Source organism: Neorhizobium galegae, from assembly GCF_021391675.1.
GTDB lineage: Bacteria > Pseudomonadota > Alphaproteobacteria > Rhizobiales > Rhizobiaceae > Neorhizobium > Neorhizobium galegae_B.
The window spans coordinates 4,540,723-4,558,794 of sequence record NZ_CP090095.1 but is presented as its reverse complement, the minus strand read 5'-3'; the positions used below and the strand labels follow the sequence as shown (position 1 = coordinate 4,558,794).

At 63.7% G+C, this 18,072-nt stretch carries 17 protein-coding genes and 2 riboswitches; of the genes, 8 read left to right on the top strand and 9 right to left on the bottom strand.

What is annotated here, in order from left to right; all coding sequences use genetic code 11:
* Positions 1 to 10: 10 nt before the first annotated feature.
* Together cobW and LZK81_RS22310 are read right to left on the bottom strand one after the other, a co-directional pair.
* Positions 11 to 1,048: a cobalamin biosynthesis protein CobW gene (gene cobW, locus LZK81_RS22315; protein ID WP_046628446.1), complete on the bottom strand. Its 1,038-nt coding sequence runs from the start codon at positions 1,046 to 1,048 to the stop codon at positions 11 to 13.
* The gene (locus tag LZK81_RS22310; RefSeq protein ID WP_046606728.1) at positions 1,045 to 1,455 is read right to left on the bottom strand and encodes a DUF1636 family protein; all 411 of its coding nucleotides are present in this window, start codon (positions 1,453 to 1,455) and stop codon (positions 1,045 to 1,047) included. The genes cobW and LZK81_RS22310 overlap by 4 nt, the downstream gene beginning before the upstream one ends.
* Before the next feature lie 106 nt (positions 1,456 to 1,561).
* A riboswitch (cobalamin riboswitch) is annotated at positions 1,562 to 1,769 on the bottom strand.
* A gap of 59 nt (positions 1,770 to 1,828) precedes the next feature.
* A riboswitch (cobalamin riboswitch) is annotated at positions 1,829 to 2,056 on the top strand.
* A 36-nt stretch (positions 2,057 to 2,092) separates the two neighbouring features.
* Between LZK81_RS22310 and LZK81_RS22305 the strand changes: the two genes are divergently transcribed.
* The 4 genes from LZK81_RS22305 to LZK81_RS22290 are packed head-to-tail and all read left to right on the top strand — an operon-like array spanning position 2,093 to position 5,118.
* Positions 2,093 to 2,269, top strand: coding sequence for a CbtB domain-containing protein (locus LZK81_RS22305; protein ID WP_037087553.1), 177 nt, complete (start codon positions 2,093 to 2,095; stop codon positions 2,267 to 2,269).
* Between the two features lie 13 nt (positions 2,270 to 2,282).
* A complete protein-coding gene (locus LZK81_RS22300) occupies positions 2,283 to 3,035 on the top strand; it encodes a CbtA family protein (RefSeq protein ID WP_233954712.1) in 753 nt (250 codons plus the stop codon).
* A gap of 41 nt (positions 3,036 to 3,076) precedes the next feature.
* Positions 3,077 to 3,646, top strand: a complete 570-nt coding sequence (gene cobO / locus LZK81_RS22295; protein WP_233956666.1) for a cob(I)yrinic acid a,c-diamide adenosyltransferase — start codon at positions 3,077 to 3,079, stop codon at positions 3,644 to 3,646.
* A gap of 2 nt (positions 3,647 to 3,648) precedes the next feature.
* Complete coding sequence (locus LZK81_RS22290; RefSeq protein WP_233954711.1) at positions 3,649 to 5,118, top strand: cobyric acid synthase; 1,470 nt, start codon at positions 3,649 to 3,651, stop codon at positions 5,116 to 5,118.
* Here the strand turns inward: LZK81_RS22290 and cbiB are convergent.
* Positions 5,102 to 6,067 (bottom strand): adenosylcobinamide-phosphate synthase CbiB, encoded by a 966-nt coding sequence (cbiB, locus tag LZK81_RS22285; RefSeq protein WP_233954710.1) that lies wholly within the window; start codon positions 6,065 to 6,067, stop codon positions 5,102 to 5,104. The two genes, LZK81_RS22290 and cbiB, sit on opposite strands and share 17 nt — an antisense overlap.
* Between cbiB and cobD the strand changes: the two genes are divergently transcribed.
* Positions 6,066 to 7,094: a threonine-phosphate decarboxylase CobD gene (gene cobD / locus LZK81_RS22280; protein WP_233954709.1), complete on the top strand. Its 1,029-nt coding sequence runs from the start codon at positions 6,066 to 6,068 to the stop codon at positions 7,092 to 7,094. The genes cbiB and cobD overlap by 2 nt on opposite strands.
* On the opposite strand, the gene LZK81_RS22275 is transcribed toward cobD, so the two are convergent.
* The 3 genes from LZK81_RS22275 to LZK81_RS22265 are packed head-to-tail and all read right to left on the bottom strand — an operon-like array spanning position 7,087 to position 10,970.
* A complete protein-coding gene (locus tag LZK81_RS22275; protein ID WP_233954708.1) occupies positions 7,087 to 8,085 on the bottom strand; it encodes a P1 family peptidase in 999 nt (332 codons plus the stop codon). The two genes, cobD and LZK81_RS22275, sit on opposite strands and share 8 nt — an antisense overlap.
* A gap of 3 nt (positions 8,086 to 8,088) precedes the next feature.
* On the bottom strand, positions 8,089 to 9,630 hold the full coding sequence (locus LZK81_RS22270) for an aldehyde dehydrogenase family protein (protein WP_233954707.1): 1,542 nt from the start codon (positions 9,628 to 9,630) through the stop codon (positions 8,089 to 8,091).
* 56 nt (positions 9,631 to 9,686) lie between these two features.
* A complete protein-coding gene (locus LZK81_RS22265; protein WP_233954706.1) occupies positions 9,687 to 10,970 on the bottom strand; it encodes an NAD(P)/FAD-dependent oxidoreductase in 1,284 nt (427 codons plus the stop codon).
* Between the two features lie 98 nt (positions 10,971 to 11,068).
* Here LZK81_RS22265 and LZK81_RS22260 point away from each other — a divergent pair, with 98 nt between their 5' ends.
* Both LZK81_RS22260 and LZK81_RS22255 read left to right on the top strand, forming a co-directional pair.
* A complete protein-coding gene (locus LZK81_RS22260) occupies positions 11,069 to 12,007 on the top strand; it encodes a LysR family transcriptional regulator (protein WP_046612033.1) in 939 nt (312 codons plus the stop codon).
* Positions 12,008 to 12,060: 53 nt separating this feature from the next.
* The gene (locus tag LZK81_RS22255) at positions 12,061 to 12,297 is read left to right on the top strand and encodes an Lrp/AsnC ligand binding domain-containing protein (RefSeq protein ID WP_007765628.1); all 237 of its coding nucleotides are present in this window, start codon (positions 12,061 to 12,063) and stop codon (positions 12,295 to 12,297) included.
* Between the two features lie 54 nt (positions 12,298 to 12,351).
* Here the strand turns inward: LZK81_RS22255 and LZK81_RS22250 are convergent, their stop codons facing one another.
* The 3 genes from LZK81_RS22250 to purU form a co-directional block, all read right to left on the bottom strand.
* Positions 12,352 to 12,549, bottom strand: coding sequence for a hypothetical protein (locus LZK81_RS22250; protein WP_007765631.1), 198 nt, complete (start codon positions 12,547 to 12,549; stop codon positions 12,352 to 12,354).
* A 432-nt stretch (positions 12,550 to 12,981) separates the two neighbouring features.
* On the bottom strand, positions 12,982 to 15,627 hold the full coding sequence (locus LZK81_RS22245; RefSeq protein ID WP_233954705.1) for an aminotransferase class III-fold pyridoxal phosphate-dependent enzyme: 2,646 nt from the start codon (positions 15,625 to 15,627) through the stop codon (positions 12,982 to 12,984).
* Between the two features lie 85 nt (positions 15,628 to 15,712).
* On the bottom strand, positions 15,713 to 16,597 hold the full coding sequence (purU, locus tag LZK81_RS22240; protein ID WP_046612035.1) for a formyltetrahydrofolate deformylase: 885 nt from the start codon (positions 16,595 to 16,597) through the stop codon (positions 15,713 to 15,715).
* Between the two features lie 311 nt (positions 16,598 to 16,908).
* On the opposite strand from purU, the gene LZK81_RS22235 reads away from it, so the two are divergent.
* The gene (locus tag LZK81_RS22235; RefSeq protein ID WP_233954704.1) at positions 16,909 to 17,958 is read left to right on the top strand and encodes a glycoside hydrolase family 5 protein; all 1,050 of its coding nucleotides are present in this window, start codon (positions 16,909 to 16,911) and stop codon (positions 17,956 to 17,958) included.
* Positions 17,959 to 18,072 lie beyond the last annotated feature (114 nt).

Genomic DNA, 18,072 nt, shown 5'->3' with positions numbered 1-18,072 from the left:
TCGGGCCTTCTTATGCGGCCAGCATCCTTTCGATCGCGGCGCGGTCGATGCCTTTTTCGCCGATCACGACAAGGCGGCTTGTCCGCGCTTCGCCGGGTGCCCAGGCGCGGTCGAAATAATGGTTCACGCGCGATCCTACCGCCTGAACCTGCAGGCGCATCGGCTTGTTCGCGACTTCCACGAAGCCTTTTATACGCAGCACGTTTTCCGCCTCCGCCGTCGCAGAAATGCGGGCGGCGAGCTGTTCGGCATCGGTGACTGCGGCCAGATCGACGACGAAGCTATCGAAATCGTCGTGATCGTGGTCTAGCTCGTCGTCGTGATGGGTCTTGCGGTTTTCGATATCGTCCTCGACGGCAAGGCCGAGCCCGATCAGCACCGCCGGGTCGATCGCGCCATTGGCGGCCGAGACGATTTTGACGGCGCGCGGCAGATGTGCGGCGACGCGGTCCCTGGCGGTCGCGAGGCCGGCGGCATCGAGAAGGTCGCTCTTGGTGAGCACGATCATGTCGGCGCAGGCCACCTGGTCCTCGAATACTTCCTCGACCGGATCGTCATGGTCGATCGAGCCGTCTGCCTGGCGCTGGGCTTCCAGCGCTTCGTGGTCGTCGGCAACGCGACCTTCGGCGAGCGCCAGCCCGTCGACTACGGCAATCACTGCGTCAACCGTCACGCGTGCCTTGACGTCCGGCCATTGGAAGGCCTGGACGAGCGGCTTCGGCAGGGCGAGGCCGGAGGTTTCGATGAGGATATGGTCGACGCGCGGTTCTATTGCCAGGATACGGTCGATCGCCGGCACGAAATCATCCGCCACGGTGCAGCAGATGCAGCCGTTGGCAAGCTCGATGATGTTGTCTTCTGGGCAGCTTTCGATGCCGCAGCCCTTCAGCACGTCGCCGTCGATGCCGACATCGCCGAATTCGTTGACGATGATCGCCAGCCGCTTGCCCTTGAGGTTCTCGATCAGGTTTCGGATCAGCGTGGTCTTGCCGGCTCCCAGAAACCCGGTGACGACAGTGCAGGGAACGCGGTCGAACGAAACGCTCATGATGGCATGTCCTCGTGATGATGAAAGGGTGGAATGCGGGCCGTCATGCCCTTACCGCGCAGGCAGGTCGGACGGCCGCGAAGGGGAAGGAAACCGCGCTCGTCCTCGGCCAGCATCATGGCGCCGGTGACGATGTCCTCGACATTATCGAGCGAAAGGTGGCCGAAGACATAGGACCAGCCGCTCTTGTGGTTGAAGGCGGCGCTCGGGCTCTTTTCGCAATTGGCGAGGCAGGTGACGGGCTTGACGGCGAGTGGCTTGCCGCTTGCGGCTTCACGTAGCGCCGCGATCAGCGCGATGCCCGGCCGGATTTCGCTGTCGGTCGCGTCGCGGCAATTGGTGCAGACGAAAATCGTCACGTCTGCCGGGCTGCCGGTTGCCGGATCATCTGGTCGGTGGTCACTCATCGGTCAGCCGCGTTCCCGCCGGGGTCGAAAAATCGGGGCGCGGAGCAGAAGGTCGAAATCCCTCTGCGGTGATCGAGACACTTCCTCCGGAGCACCCCGCCCGGTGAAGCAAAATTAAACGGACGGCAGGTCTCCTGGCTCGCGGGTCGTCGCCATTTGCCTGCCTTCCCGGTTTCCCAGTGGCCTCTCGGCAATGGCTCGCCGCCTACAGTTGCGGGGGCAGCCGCGGCATTGATCCTCAAGAAGAGGATCGCACCGCATTCTCTCTTAGCCCTCCCCGTTGCCGGAAAGGGACCATCTGTTTTCAAGTAAGCCCGGTCGTACACCCATGTCAATGCGTCGCAAAGGCGATTGCCGTGAGGCCGAATTCGTCTATAGTGACCGAGCCTATGGTGCCCGAAAGGGTTTTAGAGGGAATGCGGTGCGACGGATTTGCCGTCCAACCCGCGGCTGCCCCCGCAACTGTAAGCGGAAAGTCTTTACCCAAAACGGCCGTCCGGCCGTCAAGCCACTGGGAAATCCGGCCAACGGTATCCTGGGAAGGCGGGAGAAGGCGTCCGATCCGCGAGCCAGGAGACCTGCCAGAGGCGGCAAAGAACGTGAACGGCCCTCGGGTGGAGGGCGAAAGGACGAGACCATGGTAACGAATTCTGCTGCAGCTGCAGTCAGCCTCTCCGCTTCGAAGATCATCCCCCTCAGCATGACGGCCCTGCTCGGCCTGTTCATCGTCGGTTTTGTCGGCTTCTCGCATCTGGAAGTCGTCCATAACGCCGCGCATGACACGCGCCACTCGCTCGCCTTCCCCTGCCACTGAGGAGTTCTCCCAAATGTCGTTGTTTCGCAACATCGTCTTCACGGCGGTGATCGCCGGGCTTTTGTCCGGACTGCTGCTTACCGTGATGCAGAGCTTCTCCACCGTGCCGCTGATCCTGCAGGCGGAAGTGTTCGAAAATGCCGCGCCCGAGGCGGGCCATAGCCATGACGCCGCGCCCGCGGCACCTGGCGCTGCGGCTCATCACCATGAGGAAGAGGCCTGGGCGCCTGCTGACGGCTTCGAGCGCTTCATCTATACGCTTGCCGCAGACATGCTGTCGGCTATCGGTTTTGCCCTTGTCCTCGTTGCGGCCTCGGAAGCGTTCGGCGGCTTCAAGGGCTGGCGCGGCGGTCTGATGTTCGGCATTGCCGGCTTCCTCGCCGTCATCCTCGCGCCCGGCCTCGGCCTGCCGCCGGAACTGCCCGGCATGCCGGCTGCGGAGCTCGGCCCGCGCCAGATCTGGTGGGTCTCGACGGCGGTCTGCACGGCAATCGGCCTCGGCCTGCTCGCTTATACCCGCTCGGCCGTGTTCGCCGCGCTGGCGGTCGTGCTCCTGATCGCTCCGCATCTGGTCGGCGCGCCGCTGCCGCCAAGCCATGAAACGGCGGTCCCGATGGATCTCCATACCCGTTTCGTCAACGCGGTCTATGCCACCAACCTGGTGTTCTGGGCGGTGCTCGGCGCGCTTGCCGGGGTCGTCCGCGAAAAGTTCCGCGCTGGCGAGGAAGCTTCTGCCGGATCTCCGGCGAAGCTCGCTTCCCGGTGAAGGAGATCGACGAGGCCTCCGTCGAGCGTCACCGCGCCAAGATGGCGAACCGCAAGGCGGTTCAGGATGCGGAAGTGGCAGAGAAGACCCAGGAAAAGGGTCTTCTCATCGTCCATACCGGCTCGGGCAAGGGTAAATCCACCGCCGCTTTCGGCCTGGCGCTGCGTATGCTCGGCAATAATCGCCGGGTCGGCGTCGTGCAGTTCATCAAGGGTGCCTGGTCGACCGGGGAGCAGCCGGCGCTTGCCGTCTTCGGTGACCGCGTCGTTTGGCACACGATGGGCGAGGGTTTTACCTGGGAAACTCAGGACCTGAAGCGCGATGTCGCCGCGGCGGAAAAGGCCTGGGAAAAGGCGCTCGAGCTGATGGCGGACGAGACGATCGGGCTCGTCATCCTCGACGAACTCAATATCGCACTTCGTTATGACTACCTCGATCTCGAAAAAATTGTCGCTGCGCTTCAGGCACGGCGGCCGGATCTGCATGTGGTCGTCACCGGCCGCAACGCCAAGCCGGCGCTGATCGAGGCCGCCGACATGGTGACCGAGATGACGCTGGTCAAGCATCACTTCAAGGCGGGCGTGAAGGCCCAGGCCGGCATCGAGTTTTAGCCATGGTTGGGGTCAAGCCAGCTCGGGCGCTGATGTTTCAGGGAACGGGCTCGGATGTGGGCAAGTCGCTGGTCGTGGCCGGACTTGCCCGCGCCTTTACGCTGCGCGGCCTGAAGATCATGCCGTTCAAGCCGCAGAACATGTCGAACAATGCCGCGGTCACCGCGGATGGCGGCGAAATCGGCCGGGCGCAGGCGTTGCAGGCACGGGCCGCAGGGGTGCCGCTCAGCGTCCATATGAACCCAGTGCTTTTGAAACCGCAGAGCGAGGTCGGCGCGCAGGTCGTGGTGCAGGGCAGGGTCGAAGGCAATGCCAAGGCTGCCGAATACCAGAACCTCAAACGGACACTGATGCCGCGGGTTCTCGAAAGTTTCGGGCTTCTTCGCAATCAGGCCGATCTGGTTTTGGTCGAAGGTGCCGGCAGCGCTTCCGAGATCAATCTGCGCCAGAATGACATTGCCAATATGGGATTTGCGCGGGCGGCGGACGTGCCGGTCGTGCTGATCGGCGATATCGACCGCGGCGGGGTGATTGCCAGCCTTGCCGGCACCAGGCTGGTGCTCGACCCCGAAGATGCGGCGATGATCCGGGGCTTTATCGTCAATCGCTTTCGCGGCGATCCGGCACTGTTCGCCGACGGCATGCGGATGATCGGGGAACTCACCGGCTGGCAGTCGGTCGGGCTGTTGCCGCATTTTGCCGATGCGGCCCGGCTGCCGGCCGAAGATGCGCTGGGCCTCAATGCGCCATCGGTGCGGAAGGCGGGTGCGAAGATCAGGATCGCGGTGCCGATCCTGCCGCATATCTCCAATTTCGACGATCTCGATCCGCTGGAAGCGGAGCCGGATGTCGATCTCATCCGGGTCCGGCCGGGGCAGGCCATTCCCGGCGATTGCGATCTCGTGCTGCTGGTCGGCTCGAAGGCGACGATATCCGATCTGAAGGCGCTGAAGGCGGCAGGGTTCGACGTGGATATCGCCGCACATGTCCGCCGCGGCGGGCGGGTGCTCGGTCTCTGCGGCGGATATCAGATGCTCGGCAAAACGATCGCCGATCCGGAAGGTACGGAAGGACCGCCGGGCTCGATCGAAGGGCTGGGTTTGCTGGATGTCGGGACGGTTCTTGCGGGCGATAAACGGCTGGAGGCCGTTGCGGGCGCGAGCTTCGACGGAATCTCCCTGTCCGGGTATGAAATGCATATAGGGCGGACATCCGGCGCCGATTGCGCGCGGTCTTTTGCGACAATCGGCGGCAGCCCGGAAGGGGCGATCTCGGCGGATGGCCGCGTCTGGGGCACCTATCTCCATGGGCTGTTCTCGGACGATCGGCAGCGGTCGGCCTGGCTGACGCGGCTCGGAGGCTTTGCTTCGGATCTCGATTACGAGGCGGGCGTGGACGCGGTGCTGGACCGGCTGGCCGGCCATATGGAAAAGCACCTCGATCTCGATGGGCTGCTCAAACTTGCCAGATGATCCACGCCAGAAGGCCGAAGAGGCCGATCAGCAACGCGTCGGCGATCCGGGCGAGTTTCAGCGCGCGGCGGATGTCGTCGTAGGTGAGCTCGGAGCGCCCGCCCTCGCCCATGAAACGCGCCTCGATCATCCGGCCGCCATAACTGCGCGGTCCTGCGAGCGCGATGCCGAGCGCACCGGCCATCGCCGCTTCCGGCCAGCCGGCATTCGGCGAACGGTGATGGCGGGCATCCCGCCGGATGGCGCGGATCGCGTTGCCCGGCGAGGCGCGATCGATGAAGCCCGCTGCGACCACGAAAAGAAGGGCGCTCAGGCGCGAGGCGGGCAGGTTGATGAGATCGTCGAAACGCGCGGCCGCCCAGCCGAAGGCTTCGTATCGCGGCAGCTTGTGGCCGATCATGCTGTCGGCGGTGTTGGCCGCCTTGTAGCCCACGCCACCCGCAAGACCGCCGATCCCCATCCAGAAGGCCGGCGCCACGACGCCGTCCGAAAAATTCTCGGCCAGGCTCTCGATCGCCGCGCGGCAGACGGCCGCTTCGTCGAGCTTTTCCGGATCGCGCCCGACGATTTTCGAGACCGCTTTCCGCCCGGCGTCCAGGCCTCCGTATTGCAGCGCCGTCGCGACGGCCTCGACATGGGTTTCAAGGCTCTTCTGCGCCGGCAGGCTCGCAGCGATCACGACCAGCAGGATCGGCCCGAGGGGGATCATTCTCAGGTCGTATTCGATCACCAGGCCGAGCAGGATGGTGATGCCGAGAAGCGCCAAAAGCGCGAACACGCCCTTTCGCTTGCGCGTGGAAAAGTCGTCGTTTTCGCGGTTCAGATCGCGGTCAAGCCGGGATATCAGTGCGCCGATCCAGGTGACCGGATGGCCGATGCGGCGGAACAGCCAGTCCGGATAACCCACGATGCGCTCCGTGATCAGGGCGAAAAATGCGAGAAGGAACATGAAGTTGGCAGGCCCTGAGATTGGCGGTGAAATTGGCGATCCGATACAGCACGGCGGTAATCTTTCCCGTGCCCGGGCGCTGTTTCGCCACGCGCCGGAACCCTGGGTCGATCTTTCCACCGGTATCAGCCCGCATTCCTATCCGTATTCGCCCCTGCCCGACAATGCTTTCACGCGACTGCCCGACGTCGCATCGGCGGAAAGGCTGAAGGCCCTTGCCGCTGCCGCCTACGGCGCGCCGTCGGCGGCACATGTCGCGGCGGGGCCGGGGACGCAGATCCTGCTGCCGATGGTCGCGGATCTGATCGGCCGGAAAGGCCGTGCCGCGGTTCTTTCGCCCACCTATGCGGAGCATGCCCGCGCGGCGCGGCTTTCCGGTTTCGAGGTCACCGAAACCCACGATCTGGATCGCTTGGCGGAAGCGGGCCTGGCCGTCATCGTCAATCCCAACAACCCGACAGGACGGATCGTCCCGCGTGCCGATCTTTTGGCGCTCGCAGCAGTCATGCGCGCGAAGGGCGGGCTGTTGGTTGTCGACGAGGCGTTCATGGATGTCTCGGAAGCATCAAGCGTCACTGACGCGGTGGATGCCGGCGGGCTGGCGGTGCTCCGGTCCTTCGGCAAATTCTACGGCATGGCCGGCCTGCGGCTCGGCTTCGTGATTTCGCATCCGGAAACGATCGCGCGTATCGAGAACCGGCTCGGCCCGTGGGCGGTGTCCGGCCCGGCATTGCATGTGGCGAACGAAGCACTCGGCGATGTCAGATGGCAGCAGGCGATGCGGCTGAGGCTGAAAGAGGATGCGGCGCGGCTGGATGCCCTGCTCGGGGCTGCCGGAATACCCGTCACGGACGGAACGTCGCTGTTCCGCTTCATCCGCGCTCCCCGCGCGCAGGCGATTTTCGGGCATCTTGGAGAGCAGGGCATTCTGGTGCGCCGGTTCGAGGAACGACCCGATGATCTCAGGATCGGCCTTCCCAGCGAGAGCGACTGGCCGCGGCTCGAAGAAGCCTTGAAAACTATTTAGCCGGCGAAGTGAATTTGTCGCGCCAGGCGGGTAGGGCGCTTGCATTGGGCAAAGCCGTTGCCTCGTAGACGCCGCGGGCCACGGCGCGTGCGGTCACCAGCGTCGCCAGATGGCAGATTTCCATGAAATCCGACGGCTCGCTTAACGGTTTTGCACCAGTCGCCGCCGAAAAGATCGTGTCGCCATCAAACGGCAGGTGCGCCGGCAGGACCGCGCGGGCGAGGCCGTCATGGGCGAGGATGGAAAGCCGGTGCGCCTGTGCCTTGGTCAGCACGGCATCGGTGACGATGATGCCTATCGTCGTCGAGGTCACGTTGCGGCCCTTGAGGCGCATGCGATTGTCGAAGCTCGGAGGCAGGCCAAGCCCGCCGAACTCGTTTCCTTCTTCAAAGGGAGCGGCCCAGAAATGCGGGCCTTCGCCAATTGTCGCCGAGCCCAGCGCATTGGCGGCCACGAGCGCGGCGACCCAATGGCCGGAGGATGCCCTGGCGCTTGCCGAGCCGAGCCCGCCCTTGAACGTCGCCGTCGTGGCGCCCGTCCCCGCGCCGACGGTTCCGAGCGCGAATGGACCCTTCGCGGCGGCCCTGAAAGCCTCGTAGCCCATTTCGCGATAGGGCGAATGCAGGCCCCAGTCCTTGTTGCCGCCGTTCAGGAGATCCATCAGGATCGCCTGCGGCACGATCGGCACGCGGACGTTGCCGACCTGGAAGCCGCGGCCGATCTCGCGCAGGCCCGATTGCAAGCCACCGGCCGCATCCAGTCCGAAGGCTGAGCCGCCTGACAGCACGAAGGCATCGACCGTCTGCACGGTCATCGATGGATCCAGCAGGGCGGTATCCCGCCCGCCCGGCGCACCGCCGAGCACCGAGCCGGAGGCGATCGCCGGTTCGTCGAAGACGATCGCCGTGACGCCCGAACCCAGGGCAAGATCGGTGGCATGGCCGACGGCCACGCCTTCGATATCGGTCAGGAGATTGAGCGTTTCGGCCATCGGTTATTCGATGTCGAACTTGACGCCCTGCGCCAGCGGCAGGGTGCGGCCGTAGTTCAGGGTATTGGTGGCGCGGCGCATATAGACGCGCCATGCGTCGGAACCGGATTCGCGGCCGCCGCCGGTTTCCTTCTCGCCGCCGAACGCACCGCCGATCTCGGCGCCCGAGGGGCCGATATTGACGTTGGCGATGCCGCAATCGGAGCCGCGGGCGGAGACGAAGGTCTCGGCCTCGCGCATGTCGTTGGTGAAGATCGAGGAGGAAAGGCCCTGCGGCACGTCGTTGTGCAGGGCGAGCGCCTCGTCGAAGCTCGAATATTTCATCACGTAGAGGATCGGGGCAAAGGTCTCGTCCTTGACCGGGCCCGCCTGGGCCGGCATTTCGACGATCGCGGGGCGGACGTAATAGGCGTCGGCTGCCTCGTTCTGGTGGACGCGTTCGCCGCCGGTCACCTTGCCGCCCTCGGCCTTGGCGGCTTCCAGCGCCTTCTGCATCTTGTCGTAAGCCGTCTTGTCGATCAGCGGGCCGACGAGATTGCCGTTTTCGAGCGGGCTGCCGATCGTCACGGACTGGTAGGCCTTGGCGAGGCGCGGCACCAGCGTTTCATAGACGCTGTCATGTACGAAGAGGCGGCGCAACGAGGTGCAGCGCTGGCCGGCGGTACCCATGGCGGCGAAGGCGACACCGCGCAGCGTCAGGTCGAGATCGGCGGTCGGGGCGACGATCGCGGCGTTGTTGCCGCCGAGTTCCAGCAGCGAGCGGGCGAAGCGCGACGCAAGGCGCGGGCCGACGGCCCGGCCCATGGCCGTGGAGCCGGTCGCGGAAACCAGCGGGATCTTGTCGTGGTCAACCAAGACTTCGCCGATGTCGCGGCCGCCGATCAGGAGGGTCGAGAGGTTCTTCGGGGCCTTTCCGCCATCCGCGACGAAACGGGCGAGCGCCTTTTCGAAGATCGCCTGGGTGGCGAGCGCGGTCAGCGGCGTCTTTTCCGACGGCTTCCAAACGGTGGAATTGCCGCAGACGATGGCGAGCGCCGCATTCCAGGACCAGACGGCGACCGGGAAATTGAAGGCGGAGATGATGCCGATGGCGCCGAGCGGATGCCAGGTTTCCATCATCCGGTGTTCGGAGCGTTCTGTGGCGATGGTCAGGCCGTAGAGCTGGCGGGAAAGGCCGACCGCGAAATCGCAGATGTCGATCATTTCCTGCACTTCGCCGAGGCCTTCGGAGGTCACCTTGCCGACCTCGATCGAAACCAGCCTGCCGAGTGCCGTCTTGGCGGCGCGCAGTTCCTCGCCGAGAAGGCGGATCAGTTCGCCGCGCTTCGGAGCCGGAACCAGCCGCCATTCGAGGAAGGCCGCATGGGCTGCGTCGATCGCTTTTGCGGCGCCTGCGGCGGTTTCTTCCGGCAGTTTGCCGATCTCTTTACCTGTGATGGGCGAACCGACGGCGAGCGTGCCGCCGGTATAACTTTCGGCCTTTACGCCGAGATCGCCCAGAATGTTTTTCACTTCAGCGGCGAGATCGAGAGTGGCGAGCGTCATGTCAGTCTCCGGATGTGTAATTTTCGTCAATCTACAAGTCGGTGGCGGTTTCGCAATCAGAACCGCTCGCCGGTGAAATGGGCGACCTGTGCGCCCGTTTCGTAATAGGCTTCCTTGATGGCGCGGAAGGCCGGTTCCTGCGGGTCCGAAAGCGGCAGCGGCAGATCGATCTCGGAGACCTCCCCGAGGATATGTTTTGCAAGCAGCTTGCCGAACGTCGTGCCGGGCGCAATGCCCCGGCCGTTATAGCCCGAAAAACCGATCGTGTTGCGGCCGAATTTGTGGAGGCGCGGCAAAGCGTTGTCGGTCATGCCGATCTTGCCATACCACTCGGCCTCGAATTCCACCTCGCCGAGCTGCGGGAAGATGCGCTTCAGCGAGCGCCGAGCCCAGCTCTTGTGGATTGCCGTTCCTGTTCCCCGCAAGGCGCCGACCGAACCGAAGACCAGCCGGCCTGCCTGGTCCATGCGGAAGGAAGAGAGGATTTCCTTGGTGTCCCAGCAACCCTCGCGCCCGGCAAGGATGGAGCGGCGAAGGTTGTCGCTGAGCGGCGTGGTGGCGAGGTTGAAATAGGGCAGGTGCACCTGTTCGCGGCGTACCTGTTCCCACGGGCCGGTGCTGTAGGCATCGGTTGCGACGATCACCCAGTCGACAGTAACCTGACCGGAGGCGGTCTTGACGAATTTTCGGCCCTCGACCTCACCGGTGCTGGTGACTGCGCTGCCAGTATGGAGCCTGGCGCCGGCCTTCGCCGCCGCATGGGCAAGACCACGCGCATAGGCGAGTGGCTGCAGCGTGCCGGCGCGCATGTCGAGCAGCGATCCGGAATAAGCCCTGGATCCGACGCGGCGCTCGGTCTCGGCGGCATCGAGCAAAGTCACCGGCGCGCCGCGCTTCTGCCATTGGCGAGCGCGCTCCTCCAGTTCCTTCAGCCCTTCCGGGCCAACGGCGCAATGCAGCGTGCCGTTCTTTTCCAGTTCGCAGGCGATGGCGTGTTTGTCGATCAGCTCACGGACAAGGGCGGGGCCGTTGCCGAGCAGGTCGAGCAGGCGCTCACCGTAAACCGGGCCGAGTTCCTTGGGGAAATCGTCGGGCATCACCCACATGCCGGCATTGATGAGGCCGACATTGCGGCCGGCGCCGCCGAAACCGATCTCCGCTGCCTCCAGCAGCACGACATTGGTCCCTGCTTGCGCAAGATGCAGCGCGGCCGAGAGACCCGTATATCCGCCGCCGACAATCACCACATCGGCAGATATCGCCTCCTCCAGCCGGGTGGTGAGCGGCGGGGCGGGGGCGGTCTTTTCCCAGAGGCCGTGAGAGCGGGGATCGTTCAGCATGATGATTGTCCGGGAGCGTTGATCGCCAACTCTTTACAGGGAGCCTTTATCGATGAATATCGACATGTTCTCAACAGATCATTCGCTGGAGGAATGACATGCTGCCGCCCCGGCGCTTTCTCCCGTCATTCTCGCTGCTCTCCGCCTTCGAGGCTGCTGCCCGCACCGGCAGCGTCACGGCGGCGGCAAACGAGCTTGGCCTCACCCAGAGCGCCGTCAGCCGTCAGATTTCGGCGCTGGAAAGGCAGCTCGGCGTGGCGCTGTTCCTGCGAGAGCGCCAGACGATCCGGCTGACGCTTGCCGGAGACGGCTATGCCCGCGAGGTGCGCGAAGCGCTCAGGCGCATTTCGCATGCATCGCTCAATCTCAGGGCCAATCCCTCCGGCGGCACGCTGAACCTTGCCATCCTGCCGTTTTTCGGCACGCGCTGGCTGACGCCGCGGATCGGGCGTTTTCTTGATGCGCATCCGGGCATGGTCGTGAACCTGATCACGCGGCTCGAACCGTTCGATTTCCGATTCGATACGCTGGATGCCGCCATTCATTTCGGTGCGGCCCGCTGGCCGGGTGCGGCGCTTACCTTCCTAATGGATGAGGAAGTGCTGCCCGCATGCAGTCCGGAGTTCAAGACGCGGCACAATCTTCAAACTCCGGCCGACGTGCTGCAGGCGCCGCTTCTGCATCTCAATACGCGGCCGGACGCCTGGGAATTGTGGTTTTCGAAGAACCGCATCACGTTCGATGCCTTGCATGGTATGCTGTTCGACCAGTTCATCACCATGGTGGAGGCGGCAACCGCCGGCCTCGGTGCCGCGCTGCTGCCGCGGTTCCTGATCGGCCGGGAACTCGAGCAGGGCCTGCTGGTGCCGGCCGTGGACGCCGAGAGGATGGAGACCGGCCAATATCATCTTGCCTATCCGCCCGATCGAGCGACCTACCCGCCGCTTGCCGCCTTCCGGGACTGGATCACCGACGAAATTCATCGCGACGGGAATCGCCAGGATATGCTTGCGAACGGCGGTCGTATCGGCCAATAGTCGGACATGTCCATCATGATCGCGAAGGCGATCCGACCGACGGGAAGACGTCCATGAAACCTATTTTCGTCCAGCTCCGCTGCAAGCCCGGCAAGACCTACGAGGTCGCCGACGCCATCTACAAGACCGAGCTCGCCTCCGAACTCTATTCGACCAGCGGTGACTGGGATCTGCTGTTGAAAGTCTACATCAAGGACAACGACGAGATCGGCCGCTTCGTGAACGAGAAGATCGCGTCCATCCCGGGCATCGAACGTTCGCTGACGACGATGACCTTCACTGCGTTCTGAGCGCAATAAAAAAGCCGCCACATGGGCGGCTTTTGGAATTGAATTTAAAAAATATCAGACATGCGCCGCCGAGGCGCTGTTGCGCGAGCGAACCAGCTCGCGGATAGCAAGACGCACCTCGTCGGCAGAGCCGAAACGCTGTTCGTCCAGATCGATGACATGGAATTTCACGGCGATGAACTTCAGCCGATCCGCGTCAGGAATGACAATACCGACGGGCTCGCCGCCGAATTCGATTACTTGCTTCTGCATGGCAGACTCCCGCTATGACTGCTTGTGACGCAGCTCTGGCGAATGAAAATTTTCAGGAACGTTTGAACTGAAGCGTTACATTCGACAGCACGGAAGGGAGCGGCGATCCGTGCCATTCATTTTGAACGCGGCCTCACCAAAGGCGGCGACGCGGACGAATTTAAACATGTCACTCTCCCTTCATGGTGTTGCGCGAAAATCAGCCAGACTCAGCAGGCCGAACGGAAATCATCTGTAGGCGAATCCCACAAAATGATCAACGAAAATCAGTCTACCTAGAATTTTTTTCCGACTGATGACAGGAAGAAGGCCGAATTGTGAAATTTCATTCGCGATTCTTGGCCGCCGCCCGTCAGCCCAGAGATAGGTGGCTTTTCCACCCAAGCAAGGATCGACGGCGGAAAATTTCCGGCAAGGACCGGATCGGCCAGCTCAAATTTCCGAGAGCAGGGTCTCGATCCGATCTACCAGCCCGTCCGCGCTTTGGCGGCTGAAGCACAGCGGCGGGCGCAGGACGAGGCGTCTGGGAGCGCCGATATCCGCGACAATGCCGGGTCGCAGCCGTTCGCCGAGGTCCGCCGCTTCGTCGGTGAGATCGATGACGAGCAGCAGCCCGCTCCCCGATACGGCGGAGATCGCGGGAAAACGTTCGGCCAAGCTTTCGAGCCGTGTCTTCAGATGGCTGCCGATCTCGCGCGTGTTTTCGCGCATTTGTTCCTCCCGGATGACGTCGAGCGCCGCGATCGCGGAGGCTGCCCTGACGGGGCAGATCGCCGGCGGATGCTGGTCCGAGTGGAGGTTTGCGGCGATCTCGGGCCGTGTCACGAGAAACGACGGAGCGCCGCTGTCCGGCCCGTCCACAAACATGATGTCCGGCGCGAGCCCGCGGTGCGAAAAACCCCAGGTGTGGTGTCCGAGGCGGCCATAACCGGTTCCGGTTTCGTCGACGATCAGCAGGCCGGCCTTCTGACGAAGTTCCGTCAGGGGCTCGTCCAGGTTCTCGGGCTCGCCATAACCCTGCGCCAGCACTGCAGCGACATCGTCGAGATCGTGGATCATGTCGGTTGCCGTTCCAACGGATGGAACGGCGAAGAAGTCCGGATCCCGCCGGTCTATCCGCAGCCCCGGCAGCCCGATGATGCCACGCTTGTTGGTATGGCTGCGGGCAAGCCTGAAGGCGAGATCCAGCGCTTCCACGCGGCCAGAGACAAAAAAGACACGGCTCAGCCCTTCTGGCGCAAGCTCGGTCAGTTGCGCGCGCAGAGCCTCCTCCGCCTCAGACGGGCGGCCTGCGGCGCGGTTGAGGAGGATGGTCTGGCGGTAGGTCGCGGCAGCAAGGCGCGGATGTCCGTAGCCGATCAGGGGCGCCTGGCCGCTAAGATCGAGCGCGCTGCGGCCCGTTGCATCGAAGAGGTATTCCCTCCAGCCGCGGACGGGCTGGTCGGGATATCTCGGAGCCGGGGTATTCGCGTCGATACCGAGCAGCGCCGACGGCGAAGGGCACAATCTCGACCATGTGCCCACTTCGGTCGGCTTGCAGAAGAGCGGCGGCACCAGATCCGGATCGAGGCAGAACCTGAGGCGCAGGCCGCCGACGGAATTTTCGGTCCCCGCGATGACACCAAGCGGGTCACCCGCTGCGAGCTCTGTCTCGTCGGCCAGCGCGCATTCGAGGCCTTCGACATGCAGGGTGAGGTCGCGGCCGACAAGGACGAGGCGGGGTCCGGCGGTTTTCAGCGTACCCGCAAAGGGCGCCACCGCCGGCGTCCCGGCGGGTATGCAGGCATCGATGTGAAGCGCGAAACTTTCCGGTTCCTGCTGCGGGTCGGTGCTGCTTTTCGAAAGCCGGTATTCGCCGTAGCGGGTGCTGGCGCGGCCGGTTTCCCGGGCAATATGGGCAAGCAGCTTCCAGTCGTTGTCGGTGTCCGTCCAGTTTCCGCCGTAAAGAAGCGGACTGGTGACGCTCAAGTCCACCAGCCGGAAAGCGTCCGGGTCGATATCGGGCAGGAGGCGGCCGATCTCCGGCAGCGGTTTTTCCATGCCCGTCGCGTCAAGGATGGCCGCAAGCACCTGTGCCGGTGCAACGGTCGTTGCAGCGTTCAGTACGGCGCGGCGTTTCTCCGTATCTTCCCTGGCTTGCGGGTCGTCAGGTGATTCGGTCTGACGGCTTTCGGCTTCGGCGGCGAGAATGCCGGTGCGGGCGACGACCAGCGGCCACAGCGCTTCGAGTTCGTTCAAGGTGAACGGGTAGATGCCGTGATAGGCTCGGATCGCCGGCAGCAGCGCGAAAGGATCGCCGTCGCGGTCGGCGAGCAGATAGGCGCAGGTATTGGCGAAACCGGCGACCAGCCAGCCGTTGGAAATGCCGGTGAAGTCCGTCACGCCGGTCGGCAGCCATGCGCCGTCCGTATCCTCGCCGACGACTGTTTCGCCGTTGATATTCTGGTGCGCCGCCGCGATCCTCAGGCTGGGGCCGAGCGGCTGGATGCGCCGGAGCGCCGTCACCATCGCCTTGGCGATCACGTCGCGGATTTCCTGGTCGGCGACGGCGGACAGAAGCGTGACCGTCTGCGGGCCGGCCTTGCGCAGGTCCCCTTCCGGCTCGCGATGCAGGACCGGATGTTCGAAATCCAGCAGGCTTTTTGCAAGTGCTGCGGAGATCGCCCCGAAGGCCGCCACGGCCTGGTCCGGCAGCTTCTCGCCACTCGGCGGGGCCGTACCGTCGAGAAAGGTGAGGAGCCGGATACGCCGGTCTTCGCCGCCGAGCGGCAGGACGAGCGTGTCGCCGCCATCCCTGGTCACCACCGGCTCGGGGACCCGCGGCCCGTCCGGGCTGCGCAGGATATGGCGCATCAGCGCGTGTTCAGCCTCGATCTCCTCGACAGGTCCTTCGGCGGGCGCCACCTTGAGCAGGTAGCGCATGTGGCCGTTGTCGATCAGGAAATAAGGGTTTTGCCTGCCCTCGATCGGGAAGATCTGCCCGGAAAGCCCGTAATGGTCGCGTAAAACGTCCTCGATCGCTTCGATCGGGAGGTCATTTATAGGAGGCTCGATGAGTTCTGGCAGGACGTCGGACATGAACCTCTCCGGAAGGGCGCTTCCGAAGAGGATAGAGCGTTAAAAGCCTGCGTCCATAGGCCTTTCTACCGACTTTGGACGAGCCTCACCCCATGCGCTCCGAAGCGTAGGAGCCGGGGCTCGGCGGGAAGACGACAGTGCGGTTGCCGTTGATGAAGGTGCGGTGATGGATATGGGCGTGGATGGCGCGCGCCAGGACCTGGCTTTCGACGTCGCGGCCGAGCGAAACATAGTCATCGGCAGACTGCGCATGGGTGATCCGCACCGTATCCTGCTCGAGGATCGGGCCTTCGTCGAGATCGGCGGTGACGTAATGGGCCGTCGCGCCGATCAGCTTCACGCCGCGGGTATAGGCCTGCTTGTAGGGGTTGGCGCCCTTGAACGACGGCAGGAAGGAGTGATGGATGTTGATGATCTTGCCGGACATCTTCTTGCAGAGACTGTCGGACAGGACCTGCATGTAGCGGGCCAGCACGATGAGTTCGGTGCCGCTCTGCTCGACCAGATCGAGAAGCTGGGCTTCGGCTTGCGGCTTGTTTTCCTTCGTCACCTTGATGTGGTGGAAAGGAATGTCGTTGTTGACCACGAGCTTCTGGTAGTCGAAATGGTTGGAGACGACGCCGACGATGTTGATCGGCAGGGCGCCGATCTTCCAGCGGTAGAGCAGGTCGTTCAGGCAATGGCCGAAACGCGACACCATCAGCAGCACCTTCATGCGCTCTTCGGTGTCGAAGATCTCCCATTCCATCTCGAACCGTTCGGCGATCGGCTTGAAGCCTTCGAGCAGTGCCGGACGTTCGGCGCCTTCTTCGGAGAGGAAGCTGACGCGCATGAAGAACTTGCCCGTGTCGAGGTCATCGAACTGCGAGCTGTCGATGATGTTGCAACCCTTTTCGGCCAGAAAGCCGGAAATCGCGGCGACAATGCCGCGCGTCGTCTTGCAGGATACGGTCAGGACATAGTTGTTCATGCAAATTCTCCCTCCTCTGCCATCGGTCGGCCACTCCGTGTATACATAAAATTGGTGTCGGACAATATCCAGCCTCATGCAGGCAGGGAAATGCCCAGAGAGGCCCAGATTTGGTTGTGGAATGTGTACAGTCCGTCTTGTTTGTCTGTCCAGATGAGCTTCTTACCTGCCGACCTTAAAGCCGGCCACCCAAAATTCCGTTCCCTTTGCGGCGTCGGCGCGCGCATCACCGCCGCGGGAGCGCTTCGGGCAACGATTCGCATTTGCTAAAGGTTATGGTGGCAGGTTGCGGCTTCGCACTGGAGGAAGACTTGAAGCAGAGGTCTCGAAAAGTCGACTGCGGCGTCTCGCGTTTGCTGGGCGTTCTGGTGTCCCTGGCGGTAGCGGCCGGAGCGGCCGAGGCAAAGACCGCCTGTCTGCGCGGCGTCAACCTGGCCGGCGCCGAGTTCGGCAGTCTCGGGGACGAATACGGCAAGGGCTATATCTATCCCACCAAGGAAACGATCGATTATTTCGCCGGCAGGGGCTTCAACACGGTGCGCCTGCCGTTTCTCTGGGAAAGGCTCCAGCCGCAGCTCTACAAGGGGCTCGATTCCGCCGAGCTCGAGCGGCTGCTCGAGACGGTCCGGCTGATCCGCGCCGGCGGCATGGCGGTCATTCTCGATCCGCATAATTACGGGCGGTTTCGCGGCCAGCCGATAGGCTCCGAAACTGTGCCGCAGAGCGCATTCGCGGATTTCTGGCGTCGGCTCGCCGCAGCCGCAGCCGGCATCGACGGGATCGCCTTCGGCCTGATGAACGAACCCTACGGCATTTCGGCCGAAGACTGGCTTTCCGCCGCCAACAGCGCGATCGGCGCGATCCGCCAGACGGGAGCCGCCAATCTCGTGCTCGTACCGGGCACCGCCTGGACGGGTGCCCACAGCTGGCCTGCCGGGGATTACGGCACCCCGAATGCGGCGGCCATGCTCGCGATTTCCGATCCGCAGGACAACTACGCCTATGAGGTCCATCAATACCTGGACACGGATTTCTCCGGGAAAAACACCGAGTGCTCACGGGCAGCCGACGCCGTGAAGGCGATCGGCGACATGGCCGGCTGGCTTCGGGAGCACGGGCAGCGCGGATACCTGGGGGAACTCGCAGTCCCTGCCACTCCGGACTGCCTGCCGGCACTTGCCGAGATGGTCCGAACGGTCGAACAGGGCGCCGATGTCTGGCTCGGTTGGTCCTATTGGGCGGGCGGCGAATGGTGGCCGGAAAACGAACCGCTCAACATCCAGCCGACCCAAAGCGGCGACCGGCCGCAGATGCAGGTTCTCTCCCGCGTCTTTTCGGAACAATCCGGCTGCGATCGGTAAAATTGCACCAGATAGTTTAAGCGCCTGGAAGCAAGGACGGACGTATTGCTGGTGCAGTGATCAAAAAACCTGCCGGCACGACCATGATGGACGCTCGACATAAATCCCCGACCG

Excerpts from the sequence above, each read along its gene's own strand:
- cobW (WP_046628446.1), bottom strand. The coding sequence starts at position 1,048 with ATGAGCGTTTCGTTCGACCGCGTTCCCTGCACTGTCGTCACCGGGTTT.
- LZK81_RS22310 (WP_046606728.1), bottom strand. The coding sequence starts at position 1,455 with ATGAGTGACCACCGACCAGATGATCCGGCAACCGGCAGCCCGGCAGAC.
- LZK81_RS22305 (WP_037087553.1), top strand. The coding sequence starts at position 2,093 with ATGGTAACGAATTCTGCTGCAGCTGCAGTCAGCCTCTCCGCTTCGAAG.
- LZK81_RS22300 (WP_233954712.1), top strand. The coding sequence starts at position 2,283 with ATGTCGTTGTTTCGCAACATCGTCTTCACGGCGGTGATCGCCGGGCTT.
- cobO (WP_233956666.1), top strand. The coding sequence starts at position 3,077 with ATGGCGAACCGCAAGGCGGTTCAGGATGCGGAAGTGGCAGAGAAGACC.
- LZK81_RS22290 (WP_233954711.1), top strand. The coding sequence starts at position 3,649 with ATGGTTGGGGTCAAGCCAGCTCGGGCGCTGATGTTTCAGGGAACGGGC.
- cobD (WP_233954709.1), top strand. The coding sequence starts at position 6,066 with ATGAAGTTGGCAGGCCCTGAGATTGGCGGTGAAATTGGCGATCCGATA.
- cbiB (WP_233954710.1), bottom strand. The coding sequence starts at position 6,067 with ATGTTCCTTCTCGCATTTTTCGCCCTGATCACGGAGCGCATCGTGGGT.
- LZK81_RS22275 (WP_233954708.1), bottom strand. The coding sequence starts at position 8,085 with ATGGCCGAAACGCTCAATCTCCTGACCGATATCGAAGGCGTGGCCGTC.
- LZK81_RS22270 (WP_233954707.1), bottom strand. The coding sequence starts at position 9,630 with ATGACGCTCGCCACTCTCGATCTCGCCGCTGAAGTGAAAAACATTCTG.
- LZK81_RS22265 (WP_233954706.1), bottom strand. The coding sequence starts at position 10,970 with ATGCTGAACGATCCCCGCTCTCACGGCCTCTGGGAAAAGACCGCCCCC.
- LZK81_RS22260 (WP_046612033.1), top strand. The coding sequence starts at position 11,069 with ATGCTGCCGCCCCGGCGCTTTCTCCCGTCATTCTCGCTGCTCTCCGCC.
- LZK81_RS22255 (WP_007765628.1), top strand. The coding sequence starts at position 12,061 with ATGAAACCTATTTTCGTCCAGCTCCGCTGCAAGCCCGGCAAGACCTAC.
- LZK81_RS22250 (WP_007765631.1), bottom strand. The coding sequence starts at position 12,549 with ATGCAGAAGCAAGTAATCGAATTCGGCGGCGAGCCCGTCGGTATTGTC.
- LZK81_RS22245 (WP_233954705.1), bottom strand. The coding sequence starts at position 15,627 with ATGTCCGACGTCCTGCCAGAACTCATCGAGCCTCCTATAAATGACCTC.
- purU (WP_046612035.1), bottom strand. The coding sequence starts at position 16,597 with ATGAACAACTATGTCCTGACCGTATCCTGCAAGACGACGCGCGGCATT.